This window comes from Deinococcus multiflagellatus, from assembly GCF_020166415.1.
GTDB classification, from domain to species: domain Bacteria; phylum Deinococcota; class Deinococci; order Deinococcales; family Deinococcaceae; genus Deinococcus; species Deinococcus multiflagellatus.
Window position 1 is genome coordinate 367,422 of record NZ_JAIQXV010000001.1, and the last position, 22,450, is coordinate 389,871.

Sequence of the window (22,450 nt, forward strand, 5' to 3'; positions counted from 1 at the left end):
TCAGCTGCTGGCGCTGGTGTAACTGGCCACCGCGCGGCGCCAGAACCAGCGGGTCAGGGCGAACAGGCCAGCGGCCACCAGGGGCGAGACCAGCGCCAGGGCGGGCGTCAGGGTCCCGGTCAGGGCCTGGGCAGGCACGGTGGTGATCAGGGCCACCGGCACCACAAAGGTCAGCAGCAGGCGCACCGGCACCGGAAAGGCGGTGGCGGGAAAGCGCGCGGCCCCAAACAGGCCGTTGAACAGTTCGGTGACATTCTGGGTTTTCACGAACCAGAAGGCGGTGGTGCTCAGGCCCAGCCAGATGCAGTACACGATCACCAGCGCCGAGAGGTACAGCGCGCCCGCCGCCAGCCACCCGGCCAGCGTGAGGTTCAGACCGCTGGCTGCGTAGACCAGCAGACCCAGGCCCAGCAGCAAGTCCGGCAGCCGCAGCAGATTCAGATACCGCACCGACACGTTGAACTGCGCGTCAATGGGCTTGAGCAGCGTGAAATCCATGTTGCCGGTGCGGATGGCTTCGGCAATCTTGCTCATGTTCGGCTGCACCACCACCGAGATAAAGCCTTCGGTGAGCATGAAAAAGCCCGTGACCAGCAGCGCCTCGCGGAAGGTCCAGCCGCCCACCTGCTGCACGCCGGGCTGGCTGAACAGCAGCGACAGGCCCAGCAGCGCCACCCCCGCTTCGCCCAGGCTGGCCAGCACCGCCCCCACAAAGTTGGCGCGGTACTCCAGCTGCGCCGAGACGCTGGCGGCGGTGAACACCCGGATCAGGCGCAGGGCGCGCCTCATGCCCCCACCGCGCCGTAGCGGCGCAGGCCCACGCGCCACACGGCGTAGCGCACGACCCCGAAAATCAGGCCCCAGGCCAGCAGCACCGCGCCGCCCTGCAGGGCCTGGGCCAGCGTGGCCTTGCCGGAAAGCAGCTGCGCGGGCAGGCCCAGCATGTAAGGAAAAGGGGTCCAGACGGCCACGCGCTGCACCCAGTCCGGGTAAAAGGCTAGGGGCGCGAACATGCCGCCCAGCGCGGCGTACAGCAGCCACACCAGTTCCTGAAAGCTGGTGGAGGAATCGGTCCAGAAGGCCAGCAGGCCGATGGTGTATTCCCACAAAAAGCGCGCTGTGAACCCCAGCACCGCCAGCCCAATAGCCGCCGGGTAGGCCCACCACTGCGCCGTGAACTGCGCCCCCGAAAGCCACGCAAACAGGGCCACCAGCCCCAGCAGCGCGGGCAGGCGCACAAAGCGCTCGGCCACATGGCCCAGAAAGTAGGTCCAGAAGGGGTCCAGCGGACGCAGCAGCCACGGCGACAGCTGCCCCTGGCGAATGGCGGGGTCCAGTTCCCAGGCCACCCACACCACCATCAGCTGCGAAATCAGCCAGGTGGACAGAAAGTAGGTGGCGAACTCGGCGGGCGTGTACCCGCGCACCTGCCCGCCGGGGGCGGCCTCGGCCTGCGCCATCCAGACCAGCATCATCACCAGCGACAGGGTGCCCGACAGCATCCAGATCACCACCTCGGCGCGGTACTCGGTCATCAGGGCGAACTGGGTGGCAAACAGCACGCGCACCTTGCGCCACGCCCAGTTCACCGGACCACCTCCCCGGCCTGGGTGGGGGCCGGGCGCGCGCCGAACAGCTCGGCCATCACAGTTTCCAGCGGGGGGTCTTCCACCGTCAGGTCGGCCACATCCAGCGCCGAGAGCAGCCGGGCGGCGCGCTCGCTGACCTCGGCGCGGGGCACGGTGAGTTCGGCGCTCAGGCCGTCGCTGCTGACCACCTCGCCGTAGGCCGCCAGCGCCTGGGCCGACGCAGGGCGGCGCAGTTGCAGGCGGATGGTCTTGCCACTGCTGCCGCGTTCGGCCAGGGCGTGCAGGTCGCCGTCAAAGACCACCTCGCCCGCGTCAATGACCAGAATGCGCCGCGCCAGGGCGGTCACATCGGCCATGTAGTGGCTGGTGAGCATCACGGTGGCCCCGTAGCGCTCGTTGTAGTCGCGCACAAAGGCCCGCACGGCTTCCTGCATGTTCACGTCCAGGCCGATGGTGGGTTCGTCTAAAAACAGGACCTTTGGGCGGTGCAGCAGTGCGGCGGCCAGTTCACATTTCATGCGCTCGCCCAGCGAGAGCTTGCGCACCTGCTTTTTCAGGATGCCCTGCAGGTCCAGCACCTCGGTGAATTCGGCCATAGTCGCGCGGTATTCGGCGTCGGGGATTTCGTAGACCGCCTGGTTGATCAGGAAGGAATCCAGGGCGGGCAGGTCCCACATCAGCTGCTGCTTTTGCCCCATGACCAGGGTGATGGTCTTCAGGAAGTCGCGCTCGCGGCGCCGGGGCTCGAAGCCCGCCACCCGCACCTCGCCGCCCGAGGGGTGCAGCAGCCCCGAGAGCATTTTCAGCGTGGTGGTTTTGCCCGCGCCGTTGGGACCCAGAAAGCCCACCACCTCGCCGGGTGAGAGCGCAAAGGACACGCCGCGCACCGCCTGCACCTGCCGGGTCTGGCGCCGCACAAAGGCCCGCACGCTGCCCAGAAAGCCCGGTTCCTTGTCGTGCACGGCGTAGGATTTGCTGAGGTCGCGCACGTACACCGCCGCGTCAGGTGAGGGCAAAGTCATAGTGGCCCCCAGCCTAGAGCAGCGGCGCGGGCGGCGGCTGTAAGCCAGACGGCGGGGTAGGCGCCACTCCCCTACACTGTGGCGCGTGGACAACCCACTGCTGATCCTGGGCATTCTCGTGGTGCTGCTGATTTTGAATGGCTTCTTTTCCGGCTCGGAGCTGGGGGTGGTCTCGGCGCGCAAGTCCCGGCTGCAGGGACTGGCCGACCGGGGCAACCGCGCCGCGCAGCGCGCCCTGAATCTGGCCGAGCGCCCCGGGGCCTTTCTGGCCACCGTGCAGATTGGCATTACCCTGATCGGCACCCTGAGCGGCGTGTTTGCCGGCGACCGGCTGACCCCGTTTGTGGAGGCGGCCCTCAAGCCCTCTCTGGGCACCGCCGCTGCGCCCGTGGCCAAGGGGCTGGTGGTGCTGCTGGTGACCTACCTGTCGCTGGTGCTGGGCGAACTGGCCCCCAAGAGCATTGCCCTGCGCAACCCCGAGGCCCTGGCGCTGCGGGTGGCGCCGTTTTTCACCCTGCTGTCGGGGCTGACCCGGCCTATCGTGTGGCTGCTGGAAGCTACCACGCGCGGGCTGCTGTGGCTGCTGGGCCTGCGCGGCGAGCCCCAGGAACACGTCACCGAGGAGGATGTGAAGGCCATTGTGCTGCAGGCCAGCGAAACCGGCGGCCTGGAAGAGGGCGAGCGCGAGCGCATTGACCATGTGCTGCGCTTTAACGACCGCCGGGTGCGCGAACTGATGACCCCCCGGGGCGACGCCACCCTGATTCCGGCCACCGCGCCCCTGGACGACGTGGTGAGCCGCGCCCTGGCCGCGCCGCATGACCGCTACCCGGTGGTGGACGGCCACAGCCAGGTGGTGGGCCAGATCAGCGTGGTGGACCTGCTGCAGGCGGTCCACACCGGTGAGGCGTGGCTGGACCGGGTGCGCCCGGTGATCTACGTGCCCGAAACCGCCTGGGCCGAGGATGTCCTGAACCGCCTGACCCAGCAGGGGCACCAGCAGATTGCCATTGCCGTGGATGAATTCGGCATGTTTACCGGCCTGATCACCTCCACCGACCTGCTGCGCGAACTGGCCGGCGCCGACCACCCCGCCGATCCCAACGAACTGTTCCGCCGCGACGACGGCTCGTATCTGGCCGACGGCGCCCTGGCCATGCACGACCTGCGCGAGCGACTGCCGCTGCCCCGCCTGGAGCGCGAGGATTTCAGCACGCTGGCGGGGTATGTGCTGGGGGCGCTGGGGGAGTTTCCGCCGGTGGGGGCGCAGGTAAGGGTGGAGGACTGGCTGCTGGAGGTGGTGGATTTGGATGGGGCGCGGATTGATAGGGTGCTGATTGTGCCGCCGGTGGGGGTGGTGGTTGGGGGGGAGGTGGAGTGAGGCGGGGTGGTTTGCTGCGGTTGCCCCACCCCCCCAGCCCCCCATCCCCAGAGGGGACGGGGGGAGCGGCGCTGCGCTGGCAAACGTTGACTGACGGTTCGGGGCAGCTTGCCTTCGCCCCGCGTTGTACGCCGTGGCCTTGCTCCGCCCATCGCCGTACGCCCGCGCGCTTCGCGCACGACGGCTTCCGTTGCTCACCCTGTAGGGGTGAAGGGTGGGGACGCTTAAGACACGAGGTTCTACTTTGAACAACACAACGGCCAAATGCCGAAGCTGCTGTTCAAAGTAGAACCCTCTGGGCCGCACCAAGATAGCTTGCCCCTTTACCGCCCAGGTCCAGGCGAGGCCGTCGTGCCCGAAGGGCGCGGGCCATTGCGGTGGGGCGAAGGATGGCGTCGAAGCCGGACACGTCAATTGGTCGAGCAACCCCAGCCGACGTCAGTAGAAACTCTTGCCCAGTGCTAACGTCTGCTCCCCCCTGCCCCTCTGGGGTAGGGGGGCTGGGGGGGTGGGGCAATCGGGGAAACCTCAATCCCCCCTACCCCGCCCGCTTCAACTTCCCCGTCCGCTTCGCCCACACCTCCGCCCGCCCAAACACCAGCAGCCCCAGCGGAATCGTCACCACCCCGAACACCAGCAAAATCCCCAGCTCTGGCAGCACCCCGCCCAGCCCCACGCCGGCCTCAATGGCCGTGCCGGTGCCATTCACCCCCAGAATCTTGCGACACGCCTCCAGCGCGTACGTGGCCGGCGACAGCGCACTGATCGGCTGCAACCACCCGGGCAACACGCTGACGGGGTAGTACACACCGGAAATCAGCAGAAACACCGCCTGAATGATATTGGTGGCCTGCGCGCCGTTTTCGGTGCTCATGACGGGCAGCACAGCGGCCATCAGGCCAATGCCCATGAAGCCCAGGCTGGCCACCATAAACACGACCAGGCACTGCAAGACCTGTCCAAAGCTGGCGCCAATATCCACGAACAGGCCCATGAACAGGAACACCAGTACCCCGCGCAGCAGGGCGTAGGCGCCTGCAAACAGGCTGACCCCCACCAGATGCGTCAGCCGGCTGACCGGCGCCATGAAGGTGTATTCAATCGTGCCTTCCCAGCGTTCGTAGGAAATGGAGTTGGCAATCTCGCCAAACAGGCGGCCCAGAAAGGACCACATGACCGCCCCCAGCAGCAGCGTCAGCGTGAGGCGCGGGCTGCCCGCCGCCACGCCAATCAGCATGATGCTGGCGGCCGAGACCATGTCGTAGAAGGTGAACACCAGCACCCACGACCAGTAGCGCCGGGTGAGGTGAAAGTCGCGGAACACGAAGGCAAAGGCGGCGCGCAACTGGTGGGCCAGCGTGCCGGGCGTGGTGCGGTGGGGATCGGGGGACGGGGCGGGTGGATGGGCTGGGGTGGTCATGGGGGCTCCAGGAGGGGAGGCGGGAAGCGGTGGGCGGGACGCGGGACCAGTTGGGATTACTCGCTCTCCTCTTTTTCGCTCAGCCCTTCGCCAGTCAGTTCAATGAAGGCGTCTTCCAGGCTCTTGCCTTCGCCGGCCAGTTGGCGCAGTTGCTCGGCGGTGCCTTCGGCCACGAATTTGCCGCCGCTGATAAAGGCGATGCGGTCACAGAGGCGCTCGGCTTCGGGCATGTCGTGGGTGGTCAGGATGATGGTGGCGTCGTGCACGTCGCGCAGCTCCAGCACAAACTCCTGCACGTCACGCCTCGACTTGGGGTCCAGGCCGGTGGTGGGTTCGTCCAGCAGCACAATCACCGGGCTGGTCAGAAAGGCGCGGGCAATCGCCACTTTCTGCTGCATGCCCCGGCTCATCTCTTCCAGGGGCTCGAAAAAGGCTTTTTCCTTCAGGCCCAGCCGTTTCAAGGTGGCCTGGGCGCGTCCCTGCGCCACATGGCGGTCCAGGCCGTACAGCTGCGCCGAATACAGCAAATTCTCGCGCGGGCTGAGCTTCTTGTAAAAGGCGGCGTCCACAGAGACGCGGTTGAGCAGCCGCCGCACCTGCGCTTCATCCTTCACCACGTCCAGGCCGAAGATGCCCACGGTGCCGGCGTCGGGAATCAGCAGGGTGCTCATGGCGCGGATCAGGGTGCTTTTGCCGCTGCCGTTGGGGCCCAGCACGCCGTAGATCTCGCCCCGGCGCACCTGAAAGGTCACGTCGTCCACGGCGCGGCTCTCGGTGTACTGCGGGCGCAGCGGGCGGCCACCCTGGCGCTTGCGAAAGGTCTTGACGAGGTGCTGCACGTCAATGGCAATCTCTCGGCCGCTGAGATCACGGGCAGCGGGTACAGAAGAGGGGCTCGCCGCTGGGGGGGCGGTCAGGGTCATGGCAAACCTCCGGGTTGTGAGACAGAACGAGGCTGGGGCCGCGCGCCTGTGCAGGGGGCGACCTCGCGCGGGGCAGTGGGCCTTAACGCAGGCAGCGGACGTCGTCAATCATTGACGCTCAGCGTAGACGCCAGTGTCCCCGGAAGCGATACGCGTCATGGCGTACAGCTGGCCCCCACACATCGCAAGGGGCCGCGCCCAGGCGGCGGCGCGGCCCCTCCCCTCTCCTGCGGGTCTACTCGGCGGGCAGATACCAGTTGCGGTCCCAGCGGTGGGCGCGCAGCTTCTGCACCTGTTCGGCGCTCAGGCCCTGACCGTCGGCCAGCGCGGCGTTGCGCTCCACGTTCTGCACGCTGCGCATACCTACAATCACGGTGCTGACGGCCGGGTGCGAGAGCACAAAGCGCAGGCTGGTCTCGGCCAGATCGCCTGTGGAAATCCCCAGGTCCTGCTCAATGGCGCGCAGGCGGGGCTGCAACTGCGCCTTGCGGTCCCCGCCAAAGTAGGTGTGGCGCCAGTCGCCTTTAGGGAAGGTGGTCTCGGGTGTGATGCGCCCGGTCAGGCTGCCCTCGTCCAGCGCCACGCGCACAATCACACCCACACCGTTCGCCCGGCAGGCGTCCAGCAGGCGGTCCTGCGGCGACTGATCGAACACGTTGTAAATCACCTGCACAGTCTCCACAGCCCCGGCTTCCACGGCTTTCACGGCGTTGTCCGGCTGGTGGTCGTTGATGGAGATGCCAAACGCCTTGATCTTGCCCTGGCGCTTCAGGTCAGCCACGGCGGCCTGCCAGTCGCCCTGGCCCAGCCAGCTGTCGTTCCAGACATGAAGCTGCTGCACGTCAATGTGGGGCAGGCCCAACCGCTCCAGGCTGGCCTCGGTCATGCGGATGACGTAGTCGCCGGGAAATGCCTGCTCGGCGGCCGTGCCGGGTGCGGCAGGCCACTGCATGTTCTTGGGGCTGATCTTGGTGGCCACCAGCGTGCCCGGGTACTCCCGCGCCACCTGGCCCACCAGCCGCTCGGAGTGGCCGTTGCCGTAGCCCATCGCCGTGTCAATAAAGTTGCCGCCCAGTTCCACGTAGCGGCGCAGGGCCTTCAGGCTCTCGTCGTCCTGGGCCCCCACCCACATATCGGCGCCAATGCCCCAGGCGCCGTAGCCGATTTCCGTGACGTGCAGGCCGGTGCGGCCCAAGGGGCGGGTGTGCAGGGTCTGGGACGAGGAGGCCATGGCGCAACTGTAACGATTCAGGCCCCATGAAGCCACTCACCCATTCTTCACGGCGCCGCCGGGCGTAGCCTGCCCGGGTGACGCCTGCCCCGCTGCCGCCCCGCGCCCGCCAGCTGGCCACCACCGGCCTGATCGTGGGGGTCTTTCTGGCCGCCCTGGAAGCCAGCGTGGTCGCCACCGCCATGCCCAGCGTGATCCGCGACCTGGGGGGCGAGCGCCTGTACGCGCTGCCCTTTGCGGTGTATCTGCTGACGAGCACGGTTTCCAGCCCGCTGTGGGGCCGCGCCAGCGACATTGTGGGACGGCGGCGGCTGTATCTGGCGGGCGTGGTGATCTTCCTGCTGGGCTCGGCGCTGTGCGGGGTCAGCACCTCCATGAGCGCCCTGATTGGGGCCCGCGCGCTGCAGGGGCTGGGCGCCGGGGCCCTGTTGCCGCTGACCCTCACCATGATTGGCGAACTGTACGCCCTGAAAGAACGGGGCCGGGTGCAATCGCTGATTTCCGGGGTGTGGGGGATTTCCGGGCTGCTGGGGCCGCTGCTGGGCGGCTGGCTGACGGAGCAGGCCTCATGGCGCTGGACCTTCTATGCCAGCCTGCCCTTTGGGGTGGCGGCGCTGGCGCTGGCCCTGCGCTTCTTGCCGGAAACGGGGCAGCCCCGGCCCGCGCGGCTGGACTGGGCGGGCGCGGCCCTCTTTACGCTGGGCAGCGGGCTGGTGGTCTGGGGCCTGGAACAGCGGCAGTGGGCGCTGGGGGGCATTGGCGCGGCCACGCTGGTGGGCGCTGTGGTCCTGGAACGCCGCCACCCAGAACCGCTGCTGCCCATGAAAGCCCTGCGGCAGCGGCTGCCGCGCGTGGCGTTTGCCGGGAACCTGCTGGGCGGCGCGGCGTACTTTGGCGTGATTGCCTACCTGCCGCTGTACGCCCAGGGCGTGACGGGCGGCGGGGCCACCGCTGGCGGCGCCATCCTGACGCCGATGCTGGTGGGCTGGACGCTGACCGCCATCGTGACCGCGCGGCTGGTAAAAACGGTGCCGCTGGCGCGGATTGCGCAGGTGGGCTTCGCGGTGCTGGTGGCGATGTTCACGGCCCTGACGTTTGCGGTCCACGCGCCGCTCTGGGTCACCAGCGCCCTGGGCTTTGCGGTGGGCACGGGCATGGGCTTTGCCATGCTGAGCCTGCTGCTGGCCGCGCAGGAATCGGCGGCGCGCACGGAACTGGGCGCCGTGACCAGCGGCGTGCTGTTTGCCCGCCAGATGGGCGGCGCGCTGGGCGTGGCCCTGATGGCGCTGCTGATTGGCCCGGCCGCCATTGAAGCGGGCGGGTTCCCGCTGGCCGAGGGGCTGCGCCGCGCCTACCTGCTGGCGCTGGGGCTGGTGGCCGTGGCGTTTGTGCTGAGCCTGGGCCTGCGCGCCGTGATGGTCAGCAAGCCGGCGGAGGCCCAGCCGGCGGATTGAGGCTTCATCCCTGCGGCCCAGCCTCAGGCTCGGGGGACTGAACAACCAAGCGGGGCCGGCGCCGCACCCACACGAGCGTTCCCGTGAACAGGAGGAGCAGCGCCACCAGGGGGCTCCAGAGGGCCACCTGGGCCTGCAGCTTCTGCCCGCTGGTCATCTGAGGGCCGCACTTCTCCACAAACGCCCGCCTACTCCACCACTCCGGCAGGGTCAGGCCCCGGCGCAGGACAAGGTCGGTGAGTTGGCGCTCGGTCTGCGCAACTTCGAGGGCGCGGGCCGCCGGGTGCACCAGCACATAGGCAGGAGATGCCTCGGGACCGGCCACGGCCAGGATGGGTTGCCCACCGGCGCAGCCGAACTTCTGAATCCAATACCGGTCATTGAGTTCGCGCGGCCAGCTGTCCGAGTCGTTCTGACTCATCAGCATGTGGTGTGCGTCCGACGTGCTGGAGGCGAAGAACCCGCCGCCCAGCGGGGTCCAGTGGAACTCGTCACTGCCGGTCGAAAAATCAGCGGTGACTGCTTCATACCAGCTGCCTCCGCCCAGTAAAGCCATGCCACAAAGCAACGGCAAAAGCAGGGCAAAACAGCCCACCCTTTCGGCGCCGCGTCGCCCCCGGGTTGCCCGGCGAATCAGGAGCATCAGGACTGGCCCCAGCACCAGTTGCGCGGCCACCACCAGCATCAGCAGGCCCAGGTAGAACATACGGGCAGTCTTTCCCGGTTGCCCACACGCGCCATCCACCAAAAGGTGGCAACGGACTGTTTACAGCACGTCGTCGGCGCTGCCGCGCTTGCGCAGGTTGTTCTGGGTTTTGCGCCAGCGCAGCGCCTTGACGATGGCGGGCGCGGCCGGGTTCAGGTTCAGGTCGTAAGCGGGGTACCACACGCGCTGCTCGGAGAACTTCAGTTTCATCTTGAACACGCCGAACGAATGCTTGGCCTCGTCCAGCTGGCGCGGAATGCCCCAGAAGTCAAACAGTTCGTAGCCCCGGCGCTTGGCGTCCAGCATGGCGTTCCAGTAAAAGGCGTCGGGGGCCTTGGCGTCCTTGAGCGGGCTGCCGTCGGCATTGGTGCGGTCATCGCGGATGCTGCCGCCGAACAGGTAATAGGTGCCCTTGCCCATCGCCAGGAAAAAGCCCCCGGCCAGCGCGCGGCCCTCCACGCGCGATAGCACGATGTACGCTTCTCCGCCATACGCATTCCCCTCGCGCAGCATGGTTTCGTAGTAGGCGCGGGGAAACGCCCCCAGCTGGGCGCGCTCGTTGGTGGCGGTAAAGATTTCCCAGAAGGCCTCGAAATCATCGTCGCGGCCAGCCACCACGCCCATCTTCTGGGCGGTGCGCACGTTGCGCCGGGCCATGGAGTGCAGGCCAGCGAACAGCTCGTCCTCGCTGCGGGTCAGGTCGGCCACGATGGTGTGTTCGGGTTGCTCGCTCTCGGCGCGGCGAAAGGGGCCGTAGCTTTCTGGCAGCACCACCGAATCGTCGGCCAGAAAGGGCACAGGCGGCTCGATTTTCAGCAGGGCGTCGCCGGGGCGGGCCACTTTTTTCACGGCGTCGGCCACGGCGGGCAGCAGGTCCAGGCTTTCCAGGGCCGGGCCGCGCGGCGCGTACAGCGTGGAAAAGCCGGGCACAAGGCGCTTGCGGATCAGCTGCAGGGCGCCCACGGTGCGGCCATCCGCCGTGATCAGGTAGCGCGCGGGGGTCTGGCCCAGGGTGCGCCGCGCCTCGCCGTAGCCCCAGCCCTGCAGGGCACTGGTGATGGGCAATGACCGCACGGCGTCGTCGTACACGCGCGGATCGGTGGTTTCTTGCAGGCTCAGGCGCACGCGGGGGATTGTAGCAGCAGGGGGCGCGCGCCCCAAGCCGTCATCACGCGCCCATCATGGTGGGGGCGCGGCGGGACGCTAGAGTGCAGGGATGAAACAAGTGCTGCTCACGCTGGCGCTGCTGTCCGGCGCCGCCCTCGCCCAGACTGCGCCCGCCACCCCCACCGCCCCGGCCACCCCTGCGGCGGCCCCCGCTGCGCCCGCCGCCGACCCCAGCACCGTGGTGGCGCGCGTGGGCACCGAGACCATCACCCTGGCCGACTTTGACCGCGCCTTCCGGCTGGCCGCCGCGCGGGTGGTGAACGCCCAGGGCATTCCCTTTGAGAACAGCTATCTGGCCGAATTCGCCGGGGCCCGCGCCGACTACCTGAAGCAGTACGTGCGTGACCGCGCCGTGTACCAGCTGGCCCGCGCCGCCGGCAACAAGGTAAACGCCGCCACCCTGGACGAGCAGATGCAAGAAGCCCGCGCCGACTTCAAGTCCGACGCCGACTTTGCCGAGGCCCTGGAGGCCACGGGCTACGCCAGCGCCGACGACCTGCGCGCCGAACTGGAGCGCCAGGGCATCGTGGGGGCGTATCTGCAGAGCATTCAGAAGCGCTTTACCTTCGGGGACGCGGTGGTCACCGGCTACTACAACCTCAACAAGCCCCGCTTTACCCGCGAGGCCGAAGCCTGCGTGAAGCACATCCTGGTGCCCACCCAGGCCGAAGCCCAGGCCATCGTGAAGGACCTGGCGGCAGGCGGCGACTTCGCCAAGATTGCCGCCGACAAGAGCCAGGACCCCGGCAGCGCGGCGCAGGGCGGCGACCTGGGCTGCTTTGGGCAGGGCGAGATGGTCGAAACCTTCGACAAGGCCAGCTTCACCGGCCCCGTGAATCAGGTGCAGACGGTGCAGTCGCAGTTCGGCTGGCATGTGCTGGTGGTGACCAAGCGCAACGCCGCCGGGCTGGTGCCCCTGGCCGAAGCCGCGCCCCTGATCCGCGAGCAACTGGCCCGCGAGGCCGCCCAGAAGTACCTGGACGCCCAGGTGGCCAAGATTGCCACCGAGGCCTTCCCTGACCGCGTGACGGTGAAGTAAAGCCCTAGGCACGCAGCGGCCCCAGCCAGGTTCGGTGGGGCCGCTGCTGCCATGTCAGGGCCCTCATCAACGCCGGCTTAACGGGCGCCGCGCATCCTATGCCCTGTTCCCCGGAGGTGCTTGCCATGAATGACCCACACAGTCCGCACCCAGCCCCCGTTCACCTGCCCCCGGGCGAAGACCATGACGATGAAATGATCGGCACGCTCCTGAGCCGCCGCCACGCCCTGCGGCTGCTGGGCCTGGGGGGCGGCGCAGCGGCCCTGACGGCAGGCGGCGTGCTGGCCCAGCGGGGGGCAGGGGGCACCAGTGCAGGCAGCGGCGCGGCGCGGCTGCCCGGCTGCGTGGTGCGCCCCGCCATGACGGAGGGCCCCTACTTCGTGGACGGCGAGCCCCGGCGCAGCGACCTTCGCAAGGACAGCCAGACGGGCCGGCTGAGCCCGGGGGTGCCGCTGAAGCTGGTGTTCGTGACCTCCCGCGTGGCGGCAGGCGGCTGCACCCCCCGCGCGGGCGTGCTGGTTGACGTGTGGCACTGCGACGCCCTAGGCACCTATTCCGGGGTGGCGGGGAACAGCGGCGACGCCTTGCGCGGCTCGCAGGTGACGGATGCCCAGGGCCGGGCCAGCTTTACGACCATTTACCCGGGCTGGTATCCGGGGCGCGCGGTGCACATTCATTTCAAGCTGCGGCCCCTGAACGCCGCCGGGCAGGCCACAGGTGAATTCACCTCGCAGCTGTTTTTCCCCGAAAGCGTGAACGCAGCCGTGTTCGCCCGCGCGCCCTACAGCCAGAAGGGCAAGGCCGACACCCCCAATGCCCAGGACGCGATTTACCGCAACGGCGGCTCACAGCTGCTGCTGAGCGTGAAGGGCGACCCGGTGGGGGGCTATACGGCCACGTTCGATGTGGGGCTGAATCTCGGCTAGAGCAGGGTAGGTGGGGCGCGCTGGGGCCCCGGCATGAAGAACGGCAAGGGGCCTAGACATGGTGCGTCCAGGCCCCTTGCCTCTCCCCTTCTCTTTACACCGGCTGCACGAGGCGGCGGATTTCACCGCTGGCGATGTAGCTCTTGCCGTCCGGGGCGGTGTTCACTTCATCCACCACGTACAGGGTGCCTTCCTCGCGGATGGAGCGGGGAAAGCGCATGTTCCAGTCGGGCTCAAAGCCGTCCTGCACCACACGGGCGCGCAGCTTGCTGCCTTCCTTGACGCACTGCACCAGAATGCCGCCCGCGCTGCTGTCGGTGGTGTCCAGGTCGGCGGCGGTGCGCGCGGCCTTGGTCACGCCGGGGCGGCTGGCGGCGCGGGGCGCACCCCGGCCCCCCACGCTCAGGTGCTGCAGCGGGTCGCTTTCCCCGGCGCGCAGCAGGCGGCGAATCTCGCCGGTCACGCGGTAGAAGCTCCCGTCGGCGCTGGGCTCCAGGCCGTCCACCACGTACCTGGCCCCCTCGGCGCGCAGGGCGCGGGGAAACTGCACGTTCAGCCCCTGGTCGTAGCCCGCCGAGCCCACCCGCACCCGCAGCTTGCCGCCCTCGCGCACGCACTGCAGTTCTACGCCGCTTCCAGGCTCGGCCACCACTGGCAGCGCCAGCACGGCGGTGTCCACCGTCACCCCACGGCCGGTCATGTCGGCGCGGGTGCGGGCGCGGCCCTGGAAGGCCTGATCCATCAGTTCCTTGCGGCTGTCACCCACCAGGGTCTGCGCGGCAATGCGCCCGGCGTAGTGCTCCAGTTGCTCGATTTCCTCGGCAATCTCAAAGTGCTCGTGCAGGCCGGCGCCCGTCAGCTCGGCCACCACGCGGCGCAGCAGCGCCTCGCCCTGGGCGTGCTGCCCCTGGTCGGCCAGGGTCACGGCTTCTTCCTTGGCGCGGGCAATCTGCAGGCGGGCAAGGTCCAGCGTCACCTCAATGTCGTTGGTCACGCTGGCGTCCAGCGGGCCAAAGGTGGCCTGCACCGGCAGGGTGCCTTCCAGGCGGGCGATGGCGCCGCCTTGCACGGTGTCGGCGCTGTAGGTCACGGTCAGCAGCTCGTGGAGGCCGGCCCCCCGTTCGGGGAGGTTCAGGCGCAGGCCCAGCAGCTTGTCCTCGTCCTCGTACACGTCGCCCAGGTCCAGGGTCAGCGGCTGGGGGCCGGGGCGGTGCAGGCTCAGGATGTCCGCCACCGTCACGCCGGGCGCCGGAGCGAGGGTCACGGTGAGGTTCTGGGCCACCACGGCCTTCATGGTCTGCAGCTCAAAGCTGAACACGTCCCGGGCGTCGTCGGCAGACTGAATGAAATAGAAATTCCCGCCCGCCGCGCGCGCCATGCCCATCAGCAGGTCCTCGTTAAAGGACGACCCAAAGCCCAGCGTGGTGGTGCCCACGCCAGCCTCGGCCTTCTGCCCGGCGGTCTTGATCAGCACGTCGTCCCTGGTGATGCCCACGTTCGCCTGCCCGTCGGTGAGCACCAGCACGCGACTGACCCGCTCCCCCGAGGCGCCGGCCTGCACATGCTCAATGGCCTTGAGCCAGCCGCCCGACAGGTTGGTGAGGCCGCCCGCGCGGATGCTGCCGATGCGCTCTTTCAGCGCCGCGCGGTCCGTGACGGCCGTGGGGGCAATCAGGGTGGTCACCGAATCGTCGTAGAGCACCACGCTCAGCAGGTCCTGCGCGTCCAAGCTGTCCACCACCGCCTGCGCGGCGCGGATGGCGTGTTTCAGGGGCGAGCCGGCCATGCTGCCGCTGACATCAATGGCCAGGGCGAGGTTCACCGGGCGGCGGGCGCCGCTGCCGGGCAGGCGGAAGCGCACCAGCAGATCGGCGGGGGTGGCGTGCTGCGCCAGCAGTTGCGAGGGGCCAAAGCTGGCGTGGGCGCTGAGGGTGGGGGTCATGGGAAAACTCCTTGAAAGTGAGGGAACAGGAACGGGCCGGCTCAGGCTTCCTGGGTGGGATGGTAGTCGTGCACGGCCAGACCTGCGGTCCAGGCCACCGCCTCGCGGCAGGTGCGCAGGTGGGGCGGCACGCGCAGGGCGTAGCGCCCGCCTGTAGAAGGGCACTGCACCAGCACCGCCACCAGATCCTCGTCGTCGTCAAACGGCACGCGGATCAGGCGGCGTTCACCCCCGGCGTCGCGGTCGCGGTCCAGCACCAGCCCGCCCACGTCCTCCAGAAAGCGGTCAATGCCAATGCGCTCCAGCAGCACCCGGCGCCGCTGCACGTTGCGCACAGCCATGATGTCGCGGCCTGTCAGGCTCTCGGGGTGAAAGGCCACGCGGGCGTCCACGGGCACTCCGTTCCAGCGCAGGCCCGCGCGCAGCTGGCCGGGCAGGCCGCGCAGGCCGCTGCCCGCCACGTCAATGGTCTGGGTGACGTGCAGGCCAGCGTCCAGCGTGGTCAGCGCGGCGCAGCGCCGCACGTCCAGATGCGCCACGCTGACCGCGCCGCCGATGGCCGCCAGGTCGCGGCAGCCGGCCAGGATCAGCCGGGTGGCGTGCAGGTCGGCCTGAATGCGCCGCAGGCCGCTGCCCGAGAGGTTCAGGCCCTCGCGGATGGACAGTCGCCCTTCCAGGTCCTGCAGCTCCGGGCAGCGGCGGGCACTCACGCGGTCGGCCTGCAGATCGGCGGGCAGGGTGCTGAGGTGGGGGCAGTCGTCCACCGTCAGCGCCGTGCAGCGCAGCCAGTCCGGCAGGGTGCGCAGCCAGCGGCTGCCCGAGAGGTTCAGCGGCCCGGTAACCACCAGCGCCGCGAACCCTTCACCCCGGCGCAGGCGGGCGCGCGCGTCCTCGGGGCTGAGGGTCACCGGGGCGGGGGTGACGGGGCGTGCAGGCACCCGGGCCTGGGGCACGGCCGGCGCGGGATCAGGGGTCTGGGCGGCCGGGCGGCGGAAGGTGCGCCCGCCGCTCTGAAAGCGGATCATTAATCCAGCACCACGCGCACGCTGCCGGGGGTGTATTCGCGCTGCTGCCACACCCGGTACCAGCCCGCCGGCAGACGAATGGATGCGTGTTCCTCATGGGTCAGCGTGGCCTGCGGCGCCGTGACGTGCAGAAACTGATCGCGGCCCGGGGTGGGCGTGGGCGTCACGCTGTACAGCACCGCCGCGTGCTGATCGCGAATCTGGTGGCGGTGGCCGGTGACCTCGCCGTGGGCCAGCGTCAGGTGCGGCTGGCGGTGCAGGGGCGTGGCCGGCGCCGAGGTGGCCTGAAGCAGCACATCGCCGTGGCGGTAAAGGGGAAAGGACATGGAACGGACCTCCTGTGCAGGTGGGCGCGGGACAAAGGGTAACACAACAATCAATTACGCCTACAGCATAATGGAAGGGCAGCGATTTGTCAAAGAGGCCACCTTTGGCCAGCGTTTACGCGGCGGCCAGCGCCAGGGCCTGGGGCCAGCGCCGCTGCACCAGGGCCATCAGGTCGTCCAGTGTGGGCGTGGCGCGCAGCTCCTCGGCGGTCAGCCAGGGGTGCAACTGGCCGCCCTGTGCCACGAACGCTGCGGGCAGGGGCAGGTCAGACAGGCCAAACTGGGCCCGCACCTCATCGCGGTGCAGAAAGGTCACCCGGGCGTTCAGGCCCTGCAGGAAGGTTCGCCACTCACGCCGCATGCCCAGCGGGCCGTAGGTCACAGCGCACAGCTGGCAGTCGTAGGTGTGCGGCGAGACGGTTTTGTGCCACAGGTCCTTCAGGCTGTTCAGCAGGCCACCATCGGCGTTGTAGACGAAGACCAGGTGGGGCGCCATGCCTCAGCTTGACACGGCGCCGCTGCTGGCTCCGTGAATGAAGGGTTAGCACACCAGCATCAGCAGGCCGGTCTGGCGTTCAAGGGCAGCGGCCAGTGCCAGTTGCACGTTTGGAAGGACATCCAGGTCCTCGGGGCGGTCAGGCCCCTGTGGCCCAACCACCTGCAGCTGCGAGGCAAGATGCCGCACCTCGTCGGCCGTCCAGAAGGAAAGCCGGAACACACCGTCCTCAGAGTAAAAAGGCGCCTGCTGTGGATCACGCAGGATGGGACGACCAGAAGACAGAAAGGCGAGGAGGGCCGCCGCGTGGGGAAATCCACGGGCCGCCAGCCCAGCCTCCAGGGCTTGGTAGTGGCGAAGATTGACCCAACTGTCCTCCGCAGGTGTCAATACGCCGCGAAAATCGGCGAACAGGCCGTAGTAATCCGTGAGCAGAAGGTCCTCCAGGCGAGGCTGTGTTCGACTCTTCTGCAGCAGTGCGCCTTAGCCGTGGCTGAGCACCTCATCCAGCAGCGCGACCCGGGCTGGATCCACTTCGTCCCCATATTCGTGCTGAATCTCGTCGTACCACGCCCGAAAGTCACGCAGGGGCGAGGCCAGAAAATGCGAGAGCACCCCGTCTGGGGCCGCGAAAGAAAACCCCACCCGAATCCCCATGTGGTCCGCCTCCCAGATCAGCCTAACGCCTGTCTGTGCTTCTCCCCGCCGGGCCTGCCCCCGTGCCGCTACCTTGGGGCATGACGGACACCGCCCGCAAGCACCGACTGAACTGGAACAGCCACCACGTCACGCAGGGCGACGAACGGGCGCCCAACCGCGCCATGCTGCGCGCCGTGGGCTTTGAGGATGGGGATTTCGAGAAACCCATCATTGGCGTGGCGCACGCGCAGAGCAACATCACGCCGTGCAACAACGGGCTGGGCGAACTGGCCGATCACATCACCGGGGCCATCCGCGAGGGCGGCGGCATGCCGCAGATTTACGGCACCATCACGGTCTCTGACGGCATTTCGATGGGCACCGAGGGCATGAAGTGCAGCCTGGTGAGCCGCGAGGTGATCGCAGATTCTATCGAGACGGCCAGCCGGGGCATGTCACACGACGGCCTGATCGTGGTGGGCGGCTGCGACAAGAACATGCCCGGGGCCATGATCGGCATGGCGCGGCTGAATATTCCGGCCATTTTCGTGTACGGCGGCACCATCAAGCCGGGGCACTATAACGGGCAGGACCTCACGATTGTGAGCGTGTTCGAGGCGGTGGGGGCTTATGGGGCCGGCAAGATCAGCCGTGAGGAATTCACCGAGATCGAAAAGCGCGCCTGTCCGGGCAACGGCAGCTGCGGGGGCATGTACACCGCCAACACCATGAGCAGCGCCTTCGAGGCGATGGGCATGAGCCTGCCCTTTTCCAGCACCATGAGCGCCGTGGACGCCGAAAAGGCCGTCTCCAGCGCCGACAGCGCCCGCGCCCTGCTGCGCCTGATTGAACAGAACATCCGCCCGCGCGACATTCTGACCAAAGAGGCGTTCGAGAACGCCATCACCGTCATCATGGCCGTGGGCGGGTCCACCAACGCCGTGCTGCACCTGATGGCCATTGCCCACGCCTGCGACGTGAACCTGACCCTGGACGACTTTGAACGGATCCGGGAGCGGACCCCGGTGTTCTGCGACCTGAAGCCCAGTGGGCGCTATGTGGCCACCGACCTGCATGTGGTGGGCGGCATTCCCCGCGTCATGAAAATGCTGCTCAAGGCCGGGCTGCTGCACGGCGACTGCCTGACGGTCACGGGCCAGACGGTGGCCCAGAATCTGGCCGACGAGCCGGACGCTCCGGACGCGGGCCAGGACGTGATTCTGCCCTTTGATCAGCCGGTGTACACCGAGGGCCACCTCGCCATTCTGCGCGGCAACCTCGCGCCCGAAGGCAGCGTGGCGAAAATCAGCGGCCTGAAGAGCATCAAGATCACCGGGCCCGCGCGCGTGTTCGACTCTGAAGAACAGGCCATGCACGCGATCATGGCCGACCAGATCCGGGCCGGCGACGTGCTGGTGATCCGCTACGAGGGCCCCAAGGGCGGCCCCGGCATGCGCGAGATGCTCTCGCCCACCTCCGCGATCATTGGCAAGGGGCTGGGCGACAGCGTGGGCCTGATCACCGACGGGCGGTTCTCGGGCGGCACCTTTGGGCTGGTGGTGGGGCACGTGGCACCCGAAGCCTACGTGGGCGGCCCCATTGCGCTGGTCCAGGAAGGCGACACGATTGAGCTCAACGCCGAGACCCGGGTGCTAAACCTGCAGGTGGACCCGGCCGAACTGGAGCGGCGCCGCGCCGCCTGGGTGGCCCCGGAACCCCGCTACACGCGCGGCGTGCTGGCCAAATACGCCAAGCTGGTGAGCAGCGCGGCGGTGGGGGCGTACACCGACTGAGGGGGCAGCTGCGGGGCGGGGCAGGCGCTTTGCCCCGCCCCGCGCCTATTCGCGGGTGTAGGTGGTGCCGCCGATATTCAGATTCTTCTTGTCCCTGCTCCAGTAAAAGGCGTAGGTGCGGGTCACCTCAACGCCGCGCCGGAGTTCCAGTGTGTAGCCGCTGAAGGTGTACGTGCCCCCCGCCCGGGTGGACGGCCCGCTGGCCGCGCCTGTGGTCACTGCCGCGCCCGTATTCAGGGTGCCGGCCACCCCGCTGTGGCCCAGCCGGGTGAACTGCTGGCCCGGGCCAAAGCGGTAGGTGTCCTCGCTGGACGCGGTGGCCCCGTTCATCAGGGTGCCCGAGGTGTACGCACTGAAAAAGCGGTAACTGCCGCTGATGGCCTCGTTTTTGCTGGCCGGATACCCCAGCGTGCCTTTGCTGGGCACCCAGCGCCCGCCCTCCAGCAGTTCGTAGCCGCCGCCCTGCCGGCGCCACTTGGTCCAGGCTTTCGGCTCGCCCCTGCGCGAGGCCGCCACGTCCAGATCGTTGGGGCTCCAGCGCAGGTTCAGGTAGGCCGTGCCGTCTTTCAGGAGCAGAATGGTGGTCTCGCGGCCCAGCACGTTGATGCCCACGTACTCGTTCTCGTAGGTGTGCAGCAGCCCCTCAATCTGGGCCAGGGTGGGGCCGGCATTGGACTTCAGGCGGTAGCGGTTCAGCCGCTCGGCCTCGGCCTGCGCCGCCTGCCGGGCCTGGGCCACAGGTGAGGTGCCCTGCGCGGCGCCCGCGTAGCGGCACACGGTCACGCGGCCGTCGCGGTAGCCGTACGCCTGCTGGCCGTAAATCATGGGAGTGCCGCTGCGGTCGGTGAGCACGCGGAAGATGTTGTACAGCGGCTCGTCGTCGCCCACGCCGTCGTAGCGGCCATTGGGGCCCAGCAGTTCTGTCAGGTCATCATTGGCGAAGTCGGCCTGGGCCGAGAGCTCGCCTGTGGCGGGCTGATAGCGGTAGGTGCCCTCCAGGTTCTTCAGGGGGGACACGGCGCCGCTGCTCTGGCTCCGGTACTGCTGGTCGGTCACCCGCACGCCCTGGTCGCTGTACAGGGTCAGGGTGTAGCTGGTCAGCGACAGCAGGGTCTCGAAATCGTTCGTCTGCTGCATCACGCAGCCGTAGGTGCCCGTTTTCAGGGGCCCACCTCCCCGGTAAGGCGGCTGCCCGCCCGCCTTGCCCAGCAGGGCCTGCACCCCGGCGCGGGCCAGGGGACTGAAGGCGGTGCCGGTAATGAAGGGGCCGCCGTCGCCCGAGGCAGAAGATACGGCCGGGGGCGGAGTGACGGGCGCCGCTGGGCCCCGCCGCAGCGCCTGGGTCAGCGCGTACTCCTGCGGGTTCAGGGTGGCCAGATTCACCTGCTCGGTCAGCTGCGCCTGAATGGTGCGGCAGTCGGCGGCCGGGTTCTGGCTGGCCCGGTCCAGTTCGGCGTACAGCTGGGCGCGGCGTTCCTCGGCCGGGGCGCGCAGCGCGGGCAGTTGCGCGGCGGCGTGGCGCTGCAGGTACGCTTCGATGCCCGGCAGCCCGGCGGCGGCGCGCCACGCGGCGTAGCCCTGTTCGGTCGTGGCGCGCTGGGCCGGGGCCACCTTCAGGCACCAGTCACGCACCACGGCGCCCACCTGGGCGGTGGCGTACAGGGTGGCGGCTGCGCGCAGCAGCGCGGGGTCGGGCTCGGGGCTCTGACCGGCGGCGGGCAGCAGCAAACCGCCGCCCAGCAGCGCCAGCAGGCCAGCGCGGATGGTGTGGGATGTGGGCATGAACACCTCGGGGCAAAGTGCAGAGCGGCAGGGAGAGGCAAAGCGCAACTGAGCTGCCGGTCAGCATACCCTGGGCGCGGCCCTGGCCCACCTGCTAAGGTCAGCCGTGCCCACGCTGGTTGACATGGCCACTGGCCGCCTTCAGGGCCTGGACCTCCGGGTGGGCACCCAGGCCGCCCGCACGTGGCTGGGCGTGCCCTACGCCGCGCCCGCCTGTGGCCCGCTGCGCTTTGCGCCGCCCCAGCCGCACCCCGGCTGGACGGGGGTGCGGGACGCGCGGGCCTACGCCCCGGACGTGCTGCAGCCCCTGGACCCCTCGGTCACACTGGCCCGGCCTGCCGAGGGCAGCCTGGCCCTGAACATCTGGGCGCCGCCCGAGGGCTGCGGCCACCCGGTGCTGCTGTGGCTGCATGGCGGGGCCTTTCGCGCGGGCAGCGGGCGCCTGTACGACGGGCGCGAGTACGCCGCCCGGCACGGCGTGGTGGTGGTCACGGTCAATTCGCGCCTGGGGCCGCTGGGCTACGCCAACTTTGGGGGTCTGTTCGGGGACGAGCGGTTCACCCCCAATGCGGGCTACCAGGATCAGGTGGCGGCCCTGCGCTGGGTGGCGGCCAACATCGCGGCCTTTGGCGGGGACCCGGCGCGCATCACGGTGGGGGGGCAATCGGCGGGGGCCGTGGCGGCGGCGCTGATGCTGCGCGATCCCCAGGCCGCCCCCTGGATCGCCGGGGCCATCCTGCAAAGCGGCACGCTGAATCAGGTGAGTCCCTGGGACAACAGCCTTGCGCTGGCGCAGGCGTATGCCGACGTGCTGGGCGTGGGCCCGCGCACCGTGGACCGGCTGCTCACCCTGCCGCCGGGCGCGTTCGTGCGGGCGCTGCACCGCCTGGAACAGGTGCGGCCCCGGCGCCTGAATTCCCGCCCCTTTCTGGACGGCCGGGTGCTGCCGGGCGGCCCAGAGGCCCTGCTGGCGGCCCCGGCGGCCCCTGTGCCGCTGCTGCTGGGCGCCGCCCGCGAGGACTATTCCCTGTTCGTAAAGGTGCCCGACCGCATCTTTCCGCGCACCGACCGCGCCCTGCTGACCCGGGTGATGGTGCCCCACCTGGCGCCGGGGCAGGTGCGCGCGGTGCTGGCCCAGTACCCGGACACCCCGGACGGCCTGGTGGCCCTGGGCACGGATCTGTTTTTCCATGTGGGCAACGACGCCCTGCTGGGAGCCCATCCGCCAGCGGCCCCGGTGTACCGCTACCGCTTCGACTGGGGCACCCGCCTGTTTGGGCTGGGGGCCACGCACGGCATGGACCTGCTGTTTCTGTGGCCGCGCCCGCTGGGCCACGCCTCGGGGCTGCTGCGTGGGGGCGAGGCCGGGCGCCGCACCGACCTGGCCCGCCAGATGCAGACCGCGTGGGCGGCGTTTGTGCATCGCGGTTCGCCGGGTCCAGACTGGCCGGCATACTCTGCCCCGGCGCCGCAGGTGGCCGCCCTGTCGCTCTCGGGGCTCACCCTTTCCACGGCAGGCGAACAGGCCCGGCGCGCCCTGTGGCAGGACACCCTGGTCCCCATGCCCTGAAGGGACCGTGGCCCCGCTG

Annotated in this window: 21 protein-coding genes; 6 read left to right on the top strand and 15 right to left on the bottom strand. The window is 69.1% G+C overall.

Annotated elements, in window-relative coordinates:
• From K7W41_RS01760 to K7W41_RS01770, 3 genes are read right to left on the bottom strand one after another with little or no spacing between them, the layout of a single operon-like run.
• Positions 1 to 789, bottom strand: coding sequence for an ABC transporter permease (locus K7W41_RS01760; RefSeq protein WP_224604071.1), 789 nt, complete (start codon positions 787 to 789; stop codon positions 1 to 3).
• The gene (locus tag K7W41_RS01765) at positions 786 to 1,589 is read right to left on the bottom strand and encodes an ABC transporter permease (protein ID WP_224604074.1); all 804 of its coding nucleotides are present in this window, start codon (positions 1,587 to 1,589) and stop codon (positions 786 to 788) included. Before K7W41_RS01765 ends, K7W41_RS01760 begins: the two co-directional genes overlap by 4 nt.
• Entirely contained in the window at positions 1,586 to 2,611 is a 1,026-nt protein-coding gene (locus tag K7W41_RS01770) for an ABC transporter ATP-binding protein (RefSeq protein ID WP_224604076.1), read from the bottom strand. Before K7W41_RS01770 ends, K7W41_RS01765 begins: the two co-directional genes overlap by 4 nt.
• A gap of 85 nt (positions 2,612 to 2,696) precedes the next feature.
• Between K7W41_RS01770 and K7W41_RS01775 the strand changes: the two genes are divergently transcribed.
• Positions 2,697 to 3,992: a hemolysin family protein gene (locus tag K7W41_RS01775; protein WP_224604079.1), complete on the top strand. Its 1,296-nt coding sequence runs from the start codon at positions 2,697 to 2,699 to the stop codon at positions 3,990 to 3,992.
• A 538-nt stretch (positions 3,993 to 4,530) separates the two neighbouring features.
• Here the strand turns inward: K7W41_RS01775 and K7W41_RS01780 are convergent.
• The 3 genes from K7W41_RS01780 to K7W41_RS01790 all read right to left on the bottom strand — a co-directional run bounded on the left by K7W41_RS01780 (position 4,531) and on the right by K7W41_RS01790 (position 7,566).
• Positions 4,531 to 5,412, bottom strand: coding sequence for an ABC transporter permease (locus tag K7W41_RS01780; RefSeq protein WP_224604081.1), 882 nt, complete (start codon positions 5,410 to 5,412; stop codon positions 4,531 to 4,533).
• A gap of 56 nt (positions 5,413 to 5,468) precedes the next feature.
• Entirely contained in the window at positions 5,469 to 6,335 is an 867-nt protein-coding gene (locus tag K7W41_RS01785; protein WP_224604084.1) for an ABC transporter ATP-binding protein, read from the bottom strand.
• A gap of 235 nt (positions 6,336 to 6,570) precedes the next feature.
• Positions 6,571 to 7,566 (bottom strand): aldo/keto reductase, encoded by a 996-nt coding sequence (locus K7W41_RS01790; RefSeq protein WP_224604087.1) that lies wholly within the window; start codon positions 7,564 to 7,566, stop codon positions 6,571 to 6,573.
• Between the two features lie 77 nt (positions 7,567 to 7,643).
• Here K7W41_RS01790 and K7W41_RS01795 point away from each other — a divergent pair, with 77 nt between their 5' ends.
• The gene (locus K7W41_RS01795) at positions 7,644 to 9,020 is read left to right on the top strand and encodes an MFS transporter (RefSeq protein WP_224604090.1); all 1,377 of its coding nucleotides are present in this window, start codon (positions 7,644 to 7,646) and stop codon (positions 9,018 to 9,020) included.
• A 4-nt stretch (positions 9,021 to 9,024) separates the two neighbouring features.
• Here the strand turns inward: K7W41_RS01795 and K7W41_RS01800 are convergent, their stop codons facing one another.
• Positions 9,025 to 9,726 (bottom strand): hypothetical protein, encoded by a 702-nt coding sequence (locus K7W41_RS01800; protein WP_224604093.1) that lies wholly within the window; start codon positions 9,724 to 9,726, stop codon positions 9,025 to 9,027.
• Positions 9,727 to 9,786: 60 nt separating this feature from the next.
• On the bottom strand, positions 9,787 to 10,851 hold the full coding sequence (locus K7W41_RS01805) for a lipid II:glycine glycyltransferase FemX (RefSeq protein ID WP_224604096.1): 1,065 nt from the start codon (positions 10,849 to 10,851) through the stop codon (positions 9,787 to 9,789).
• Between the two features lie 91 nt (positions 10,852 to 10,942).
• On the opposite strand from K7W41_RS01805, the gene K7W41_RS01810 reads away from it, so the two are divergent.
• Both K7W41_RS01810 and K7W41_RS01815 read left to right on the top strand, forming a co-directional pair.
• Complete coding sequence (locus K7W41_RS01810; RefSeq protein WP_224604099.1) at positions 10,943 to 11,932, top strand: peptidylprolyl isomerase; 990 nt, start codon at positions 10,943 to 10,945, stop codon at positions 11,930 to 11,932.
• 125 nt (positions 11,933 to 12,057) lie between these two features.
• Positions 12,058 to 12,858 (top strand): intradiol ring-cleavage dioxygenase, encoded by an 801-nt coding sequence (locus K7W41_RS01815; RefSeq protein WP_224604101.1) that lies wholly within the window; start codon positions 12,058 to 12,060, stop codon positions 12,856 to 12,858.
• Positions 12,859 to 12,952: 94 nt separating this feature from the next.
• Here the strand turns inward: K7W41_RS01815 and K7W41_RS01820 are convergent, their stop codons facing one another.
• The 6 genes from K7W41_RS01820 to K7W41_RS01845 form a co-directional block, all read right to left on the bottom strand.
• The gene (locus K7W41_RS01820; RefSeq protein WP_224604102.1) at positions 12,953 to 14,800 is read right to left on the bottom strand and encodes a vWA domain-containing protein; all 1,848 of its coding nucleotides are present in this window, start codon (positions 14,798 to 14,800) and stop codon (positions 12,953 to 12,955) included.
• Between the two features lie 41 nt (positions 14,801 to 14,841).
• The gene (locus K7W41_RS01825; RefSeq protein ID WP_224604104.1) at positions 14,842 to 15,825 is read right to left on the bottom strand and encodes a DUF6745 domain-containing protein; all 984 of its coding nucleotides are present in this window, start codon (positions 15,823 to 15,825) and stop codon (positions 14,842 to 14,844) included.
• Complete coding sequence (locus K7W41_RS01830; protein WP_224604105.1) at positions 15,825 to 16,151, bottom strand: hypothetical protein; 327 nt, start codon at positions 16,149 to 16,151, stop codon at positions 15,825 to 15,827. Before K7W41_RS01830 ends, K7W41_RS01825 begins: the two co-directional genes overlap by 1 nt.
• Before the next feature lie 115 nt (positions 16,152 to 16,266).
• Positions 16,267 to 16,647 (bottom strand): hypothetical protein, encoded by a 381-nt coding sequence (locus K7W41_RS01835; protein ID WP_224604106.1) that lies wholly within the window; start codon positions 16,645 to 16,647, stop codon positions 16,267 to 16,269.
• A 45-nt stretch (positions 16,648 to 16,692) separates the two neighbouring features.
• Positions 16,693 to 16,869 carry a hypothetical protein gene (locus K7W41_RS01840; RefSeq protein WP_224604107.1) on the bottom strand — a complete coding sequence of 59 codons (177 nt, stop codon included), beginning with the start codon at positions 16,867 to 16,869 and terminating at the stop codon, positions 16,693 to 16,695.
• Positions 16,870 to 17,130: 261 nt separating this feature from the next.
• On the bottom strand, positions 17,131 to 17,292 hold the full coding sequence (locus tag K7W41_RS01845; RefSeq protein WP_224604108.1) for a hypothetical protein: 162 nt from the start codon (positions 17,290 to 17,292) through the stop codon (positions 17,131 to 17,133).
• A gap of 92 nt (positions 17,293 to 17,384) precedes the next feature.
• Between K7W41_RS01845 and ilvD the strand changes: the two genes are divergently transcribed.
• Positions 17,385 to 19,079, top strand: a complete 1,695-nt coding sequence (ilvD, locus tag K7W41_RS01850; RefSeq protein WP_224604109.1) for a dihydroxy-acid dehydratase — start codon at positions 17,385 to 17,387, stop codon at positions 19,077 to 19,079.
• A gap of 45 nt (positions 19,080 to 19,124) precedes the next feature.
• Here the strand turns inward: ilvD and K7W41_RS01855 are convergent, their stop codons facing one another.
• Entirely contained in the window at positions 19,125 to 20,861 is a 1,737-nt protein-coding gene (locus K7W41_RS01855) for a hypothetical protein (protein WP_224604110.1), read from the bottom strand.
• A gap of 124 nt (positions 20,862 to 20,985) precedes the next feature.
• Between K7W41_RS01855 and K7W41_RS01860 the strand changes: the two genes are divergently transcribed.
• The gene (locus K7W41_RS01860; protein ID WP_224604112.1) at positions 20,986 to 22,431 is read left to right on the top strand and encodes a carboxylesterase/lipase family protein; all 1,446 of its coding nucleotides are present in this window, start codon (positions 20,986 to 20,988) and stop codon (positions 22,429 to 22,431) included.
• Positions 22,432 to 22,450: the final 19 nt, after the last annotated feature.